Origin of the sequence: Cellulomonas uda (assembly GCF_006538705.1) — a bacterium.
In the GTDB taxonomy this organism is placed as follows: domain Bacteria; phylum Actinomycetota; class Actinomycetes; order Actinomycetales; family Cellulomonadaceae; genus Cellulomonas; species Cellulomonas uda.
In genome coordinates, this window is record NZ_BJLP01000027.1 from 46,330 (window position 1) to 52,903 (window position 6,574).

At 73.7% G+C, this 6,574-nt stretch carries 5 protein-coding genes; 2 read left to right on the forward strand and 3 right to left on the reverse strand.

Annotation, left to right across the window (positions count from 1 at the left end; all coding sequences use genetic code 11):
* Positions 1-206 precede the first annotated feature (206 nt).
* Positions 207-3,965, forward strand: coding sequence for an Ig-like domain-containing protein (locus CUD01_RS09270; RefSeq protein WP_141320496.1), 3,759 nt, complete (start codon positions 207-209; stop codon positions 3,963-3,965).
* 159 nt (positions 3,966-4,124) lie between these two features.
* On the opposite strand, the gene CUD01_RS09275 is transcribed toward CUD01_RS09270, so the two are convergent.
* The 3 genes from CUD01_RS09275 to CUD01_RS09285 form a co-directional block, all read right to left on the reverse strand.
* Positions 4,125-4,637: a hypothetical protein gene (locus CUD01_RS09275; RefSeq protein WP_094181945.1), complete on the reverse strand. Its 513-nt coding sequence runs from the start codon at positions 4,635-4,637 to the stop codon at positions 4,125-4,127.
* Positions 4,638-4,870: 233 nt separating this feature from the next.
* Positions 4,871-5,446: an HAAS signaling domain-containing protein gene (locus CUD01_RS09280; RefSeq protein ID WP_094181946.1), complete on the reverse strand. Its 576-nt coding sequence runs from the start codon at positions 5,444-5,446 to the stop codon at positions 4,871-4,873.
* Complete coding sequence (locus CUD01_RS09285; RefSeq protein WP_094181947.1) at positions 5,443-5,784, reverse strand: PadR family transcriptional regulator; 342 nt, start codon at positions 5,782-5,784, stop codon at positions 5,443-5,445. Before CUD01_RS09285 ends, CUD01_RS09280 begins: the two co-directional genes overlap by 4 nt.
* A 122-nt stretch (positions 5,785-5,906) precedes the next feature.
* Between CUD01_RS09285 and CUD01_RS09290 the strand changes: the two genes are divergently transcribed.
* Positions 5,907-6,521 (forward strand): hypothetical protein, encoded by a 615-nt coding sequence (locus tag CUD01_RS09290; RefSeq protein ID WP_141320498.1) that lies wholly within the window; start codon positions 5,907-5,909, stop codon positions 6,519-6,521.
* Positions 6,522-6,574 lie beyond the last annotated feature (53 nt).

Here is a 6,574-nt window from a genome sequence, read left to right on the forward strand (position 1 = left end):
GTCGACGGTGCAGGTGGCCAGGGTCTCGCTGCCGCGGGCTGGGCCGAACGGGTGAGTTGCCTGGGGCAGTTAACTTCGTCGGAACCTGAGCGGCACCCGCGTGACCTGCGGGAAACGCGACCGGAACCGGAGCGCGTACGGCGATTCGTAGCGTCGGCACCGCCTCGTCACCCCCCGGGCGAGGACCCCGAACGCAAAGGACACTCGTGCGCATCCCGAACCGCTCGAGTCGGCTCACGGCGGTAGCACTCGCCGTCGCGCTGACCGCAGGCACCCTCGCCACCGCCACGTCCGCGGCGGCCGCCCCCACCTCCTCGACCGACTCCACCGTCGCGTCCGGTGACGGCTGGACCGTCACCGACCTCGGTGGCATGTACCAGGTGACGCTCGACCTCGACCGCCCCCTCGAGGTCCGCAGCGACGCCCCGACGATCGTCGTCGACGGCAAGGCCGTCGGGCTCGCCACGGAGTCGGCGACCGGGCGCACGCTCACGGCCCTCACCGACGACCCGTCCGTCCTCGACGCCAAGGACGTGGCGGCCGGCTGGTTCAGCGACGCCGGCACCACGTCGGCCGCGCCGGCGGACGTCGCGCCCGCGCCCGAGCCCGGCGACATCGAGGACGCGCCCGAGGGCACGCCCGACCCGTCGGTGCCGGGGGAGTACTCGTACACCAAGGCGCTCTACTCGTTCGGCAACCAGGCGATCGAGCTCGCCGGCATCGGCGGCATCCGCGGTGAGGTCGAGGGCAAGGTCTACCTGCCCGACACCGACGGCGAGGCGCCCGTCGTGCTGTTCCTGCACGGCCGGCACACCTCGTGCAACGGCGCCGGCAGCAACCCCGCCCGCTGGCCCTGCCTCCCGACGCAGACCAACATCCCGAGCTACGCGGGCTACGACGGCGCCGCCGAGGCGCTCGCGAGCCACGGCTACGCGGTCATCTCCATCGGCGCCAACGCGATCAACTCGAACGACAACCAGCTCGCGCTCGACTACGGCGCCCAGGCGCGCGGCCAGCTGATCCTCGACACGCTCTCGATCTTCGAGGACGCGAACGAGGGCGTCTCGACCACGCTCTACGACGCGCAGACGGACACCGAGGTCACCCTCGCCGACGCGCTGTCCGGCAACGCGGGCCTGCCCGCCGCCGGTCTGGACGACGAGATCACCGAGATCACGCCGGCGGACCTCGTCGGCCGTCTGGACTTCTCGCGCATCGGCCTCATGGGCCACTCGCGCGGTGGTGAGGGCGTCACGTCCGCGGCGACGCTCAACGCGGCGCTCGACGACCCGTTCGACATCGTGTCGATCCTCCCGCTCGCCCCGGTCGACTTCGGCCGCATGACGACGCCGGACATCCCGACGATGCTGCTGCTGCCCTACTGCGACGGTGACGTCTCGAGCCAGCAGGGCCAGCACATGAACGACGACTCGCGCTACGCGTTCGACGACGACGTGCTCCGCACGGACGTGTGGGTCATGGGTGCGAACCACAACTTCTTCAACACGGTCTGGACGCCGTCGAAGTACGCCCTGTCGACGTCCGACGACTGGTCGGGCACCAACGCCACCTCGGCCCGCTCGACCGACTCGGTCTGCGGCACGACGGGCGCGGCGGTCGACACGACCATCCGCCTCACCGACGACGAGCAGTACGACACGGGCACGACGCTCATGGCCGGCTGGTTCCGCCTGACGGTCGGTGGCGAGGACGAGTTCCTGCCGATGTTCGACGGCTCGGGTGCGAAGGTCGACTCGATCGCCGACTTCGACGTCCGCGTCTCGGCGACGCAGCCCGCGTCCGCCCGTGCGGACATCGCGCGGTTCACGACGACGGGCGCGGCCCGCACCTACGGCACGGCCACGGCCACGCTGTGCGCGTCGATGTCCGGCCGCACGGTCCCGCAGGTCCTGCCGTACTGCTCGACGACCCTGGCCTCGGCGCAGCTGCCGCACTGGACCTCGGTCCGCTTCGGCGGTGACGTCCCCGCGAGCCCGATGACCCGCGTGCAGTGGACGAGCGGCACCGGTCAGGTCCGCGTGTCGGTCCCGCGCTCGGCGCGTGACGCCTCGTCGTACGAGTTCCTGACGGTCAAGGCGTCGCCGGACGAGTCGGTCGCCTACGGCGCCGGCACGGACCTGACGGTCACGCTCGTCGACGGCCACGGTGCGACGTTCGCGACCAAGGTCTCCGACCTCAACCCGAACGCCCTGGTCCGCCTGCCGCAGAGCACGCAGAACTCCACGACGCTCGGCAAGATCGTCCTGCACGAGGTCCGGCTCCCGCTGGAGTCGGTCACGGGCATCGACCTCACCGACGTCCGCGAGGTGCGGTTCACGGCCGCGGTCGGCCTCGGCGGCGCGGTCAGCGGCGGCGTCTACCTCACGGACCTCGCGTTCGCGTCGTCCGCGCTCGGCACGGCCGCGCCCACCACGACCGTCTCGGTCGGCACGGCGCCGGTGCGCGTCGAGGAGGGCTCCGGCCCCGACGAGGTGCTCGTCCCGGTCCGTCTGTCGCAGCCCGCGACGACGCCCGTCACCGCGTACCTCTCGGTGATCGGCGGCACGACGGCCACCGCCAAGGCCGGCATGCAGATGCGCAAGGTCGTCTTCGCCCCGGGTCAGGTCTGCACCACGGTGCCGGTCGCGACCTACGGCGACGGCGACGCCAGCGCGGCCGCGACGACGTCGTACACCATCTCGGTGACGAACACGAGCAACGCCGTGATGGGCAGCGACGCGTTCGCCCCGCTCGTCGTCCGTGAGGACGACGGCGTGACCAGCGGCACCCCCGCCGCCGCGTTCGGCGTGCAGGGTGACCCGTGCGCCGAGCTGACCGCGCAGGGCGTCGTGACGCCGGGTGCGGCCACGGTGGCCCCGGGCGGCACGCTCGAGGTCGCGGCGAGCGGCTTCCGCTCCGGTGAGTCGGTGCTCTGGTCGCTCGGCGGCTCGGTGCTCGGCTCGGCCGACGCGGCCGCGGACGGCACGACCGCCACGGCCTTCGAGATCCCCGCGGACGCCACGCTCGGCGCGGCGGACCTCGTCGCGGTCGGTGCGGGCTCCGGCATCGCCGGGACCGCGTCGGTCAAGGTGCTGGCCCCGACGGTCACGTCGCTCACGGTCCAGCCCGAGGCCCCGACGGCCCTCGAGACGGTGACCCTCACGGCCACGGTCGAGGGCGTCGACACCGCGGGTGAGGTCACGTTCACCGACGGCACGACGGTGCTCGGCACCACCGAGGTCGTCGAGAACCGTGCGGTGCTCGAGGTGCCGGGCCTGACCGCCGGCGCGCACTCGGTCACGGCGGCGTTCGGCGAGACGGCCACGGCCGCGGGCTCGTCGTCGGAGCCGGTGTCCGTCACGGTCGCCAAGCGCGGCACGACCGCCGTCGTCACGGCGCCGGCCCGGGTCACGGTGGGCGGCAAGGTCACGGGCAAGGTCACCGTCAAGGGCGGCTCCGCCACGGTGCGGGCGACCGGCAAGGTCACCGTCCAGACCAAGCGCGGCTCGGGCGCGTGGACCACGGTCACCTCGGCGACCGTGAGCAACGGGACGGCGAGCTGGTCGTTCACCGCCCCGGCCACCGCGACGACCCTGTCGGTGCGTGCGGTCTACGCCGGTGACGCCGTCTACACGGGCTCGACGTCCGCGTCGGCCACGGTCACCGTCGCCAAGAAGGCGACGACGACCACCGTCTCGGCGCCCGCCACGGGCAAGGTCGGCACCCCGGTGGCCTTCACCGCGAAGGTCGCCCCGGGCGACGCGACCGGCAAGGCCCAGGTGTGGACCAAGGTCGGCACGGCGGACTGGAAGCTCGTGCGCACCGTCGCGGTGGGCGCGAACGGCACGGTGTCGTCCTCGGTCACGCCGACGTCGACGGCCACGCTCCACGTCAAGGTCGTCTACACGGGCAGCGGCTCGCACGCCACGAGCACCGGCACCGACACGGTGACGGTCTCCCGATGACGACGAGGTGAGCACGGTGAGCACGAGGTGAGCCAGGCAGGCGCCTGACGCACCAGCACCACGACGAGGCCCCGGTTCCCCCGAGCCGGGGCCTCGTCGCGTGCGGACGCGGCCGCCCCCTGCTCAGCCGCGTCCCGATGTCCGCAGGGGGGCGGGGTCTCAGGCGCTCCGCTGCGACGGGCAGGACCCGCCGCACAGGAACGGGGCGACCGTGTACTGCGCGCCGACGTCGCCGCGCAGCAGCCAGGTCAGGACGAGCGCGGGCGCGGTGCGCGCGGTGTGCCGCCACTGCGCCCCGACGCGCAGCACGGGCGCGTGCCCGCAGCGTCGGGTGACGCGCGACAGCACCGTCACGGCGGCGGCAGGGTCGGGGCCGGCGCCCACCTGGTGCGTGCCCTGGTCGCCCGTGAGCTCGACGAGGAAGCACGCGCCGTCACCCTTGACGGCGCGCACGACCTGCGCGATGCGCGTGTCGGTGACCTCGAGCGTGACGACCAGGGCGTGACCGGCCTCGAGCTTGACGAGGTGCTCGCCGAGCGCGGCGGCCGGCAGGGGCGACCAGCGGTCGGGAGCGGAGGCGGACATGACGAGCAGCTCTCGAGCGGGCTCGCGGGAGGACCAGGCGGTCGGGACGGTGTCGGGCACGGTGGCCCGTGCGGTGGGGCGGTGCACGGGAGGCTCCTTCGGTCACGGCTGCGGTGCGGACGGTCCGACGGGCACCGCAGCCGGGTGCCGGTCGGTGTGGGCGGCGCTACGACGTCGAGCGCGCCGGTGTGCGGGTGCGCGTTCCTGCCCCGCGCAGGGCGAGGGTCACGCGTTGGTCGAGCGGGAGGCTCGCGAGGGCACGGCGTTGGAGGTAGGCGGCGCGGCGGACCGCGCGGAGGTCGGCGGCGTGCCGGGCCGCCTCAGCCCTGGTCGAGGGGCTCACTGTGCACCGGTCCCGGGGAGGGCTCGTCGTCGCCGCCCGTCGACAGCATCGCGAGGCTGAGGAGCGCGGCGACGAGCAGCGACGTGCCCGAGAGCACGACGGCCGACCACGCGAGTGCGCTGCTGCCGACGCTGCGCACGCGCAGGACCGCGACGACGAGCGCGACGAGCGCGACGGGGATCGCCAGCACCGGCACGAGCAGCACGAGCAGCAGCGCGAACGCACCGGCGACGAGCGCGACGACCGAGGCCGCGTCGGGTCCGGCGGGCCGTGCCGGCGCGGTGAGCGTCTCCTGCGCGGCGGCGAGCGCGACGACGGGCGTGTGGCCCGCGGGCGTGACGGTCCCGGCGATGACGTCCACCGACCCGAGGTCGGCGAGCACCTCGGTGACGTCGGCGGTCGAGGGGGCCGGGCCGAGCGCCTCGCGCAGGTGCTCGCGCACCGCGTCGAGGGTGTCCTCGCGCTCGCGCGGGTCGGCGGCGACGAGCGCGCGCTCGAGGTCGGCGAGGTAGGCCGCGACGAGCGGGTGCTCCGGGGCGGGGGGCCGGCTCATCGGGACTCCTCCAGCACGGTGTCGACGTCCTGGCGGAACGGTTCCCACGCACGGGTGAACAGGTCGAGCGCGGTGCGACCTTGCGGGGTGAGCTCGTAGTAGCGGCGTGGTGGGCCGCTCGTGGACTCCTGCCAGGACGTCTCCACCCAGCCCTGCCGGCGCATGCGCGACAGCAGCGGGTAGAGCGTTCCCTCGCTCGCGAACAGCACCTGGTAGCGGGACAGGCGGGTGGCCAGCTCGAGGCCGTACGCCCTGTCCTTGCGCAGGCACGCGAGCACGCAGTACTCGAGGACCCCCTTGCGCAGCTGCGTCAGCAGCGCGTCCGACTCTGCGGCCATGCGGGGGAACTTAGCAGTCTCTTGCGCCGCAAGGTAGTGACTGGTGCAAAGATCTCTGCTGTGGTTAGAGCGAGCGGCGACCGGTGCCGCCCGAGGACCGAGATGGGGGTTCAGTGCAGTACATGAGGAAGATCGCGACCGCGCTCGTCGTGGCCGCGCTCGTGCTGGGTGGGGGGACCGCCGCGCGCGCCGAGGACGACGCTCCGACGTCGGACGACACCGCCCTGCAGGAGTACCTCGACTCGCTGAGCCCTCAGGAGCGTGCCGAGTTCGTCGAGACGCAGCTGCCGGCCACCACCGACGTCGTCGTCGGGGGCCAGCAGCCCGCCGACATCACGGCCGTGCGCTCGCTGCTCGCCGCGCGCGCCTCGGGCCTGTCCGTGACCCCCTCGGCCACCGGGTGCTGGTCGCAGCGGTGGACCTGGGCACCCCGGGCCGCCGCCGGCAACACGCTGTACACCTACTACCACGTGGGCCACTGGTGCGCGTCGGGCAGCAGCGTCACCTCCGCGCGTATCGCGGACTCCGGTGGCGAGACGTCCACGCCCGGCTGGTCCTACGAGGGCGTGACGGGCAGCGGCAAGGGCGTCGTGTCCAACGAGGGCCGCTCCTACACGCGGCACAAGTTCGTGCTCAAGGTCGGGGGCATCACGCTCCAGTCCCCGACGCCGTGCGCCCGCGTCAAGGGCCGGGCGTCGGGCACCTCGAGCGCCGACTCGGTGTGCGGGATCTCCTGACGCGCACCTGAGGGACCACCGCGGTGACCGGTCGTTGGAGGGCGACCGGTCAC